This window comes from Rhizobium sp. 01T444 (genome assembly GCF_056398305.1).
Map to the genome: position 1 here is coordinate 1 of NZ_JBFTPD010000279.1, position 605 is coordinate 605.

2 protein-coding genes are annotated in these 605 nt (G+C 68.3%); one reads left to right on the forward strand and one right to left on the reverse strand.

Annotation, left to right across the window (positions count from 1 at the left end):
- The coding region (locus AC1DTN_RS38435; protein WP_477925443.1) for a hypothetical protein at positions 1-255 on the forward strand (255 nt) is incomplete at its 5' end.
- On the opposite strand, the gene AC1DTN_RS38440 is transcribed toward AC1DTN_RS38435, so the two are convergent.
- On the reverse strand, positions 227-605 hold a 379-nt coding region (locus tag AC1DTN_RS38440; RefSeq protein WP_477925445.1), incomplete at its 5' end, for a hypothetical protein. The genes AC1DTN_RS38435 and AC1DTN_RS38440 overlap by 29 nt on opposite strands.

Genomic DNA, 605 nt, shown 5'->3' on the forward strand with positions numbered 1-605 from the left:
GTGTTGGTCAACGTGCAATACCCATCGCCAGCGGCGGGCGGCGCCGTGCAGCTCACCAAGCACCCGCCCGTGGATGCGTTCTCGGCCGCCACCGCCATCGCCGCGATACCGGTCAGCAGCGCCGCCCCGGCCACCCGCATCCAGAACTTCGTTCGCCGTTTCATGCCGCTCTCCTTCATGGGTCAAGGTCAAAATCCGAGATCCGGTCGCGCGCCCGGCGTGCACCTCAATGACTGCCACCCCACACGCTGCTGACGACGCCGATCGCCCACACCACAAGAATGCACTGGAGCACGAACCAGCCCGCCCGCAGCGCGGCGTCCCAGGCAGGTGCGGTCCGGGGTCCCGTCGAATGCAGGGCGTTTCGGGGGTCGATGTTCGGATGCGGATGCACGGCGGCAGGATGCGCCGCGTGTTCCGAGGTGTGATGCGCCGCCTGCAGATAGGCGTGCAGAAGCAGGCAGGCCAGCATGAGGAACGGGTCCACCCACTGGCCCCGCTGCAGCATCCACGCGGAGATCGAGGCGACGGCGACTCCCACCAGGGTCGCGATTGCCAGCGGCCCCAGCGTGAAGAGCGTCCCCGCAAGGAACGAGGCGCCATGT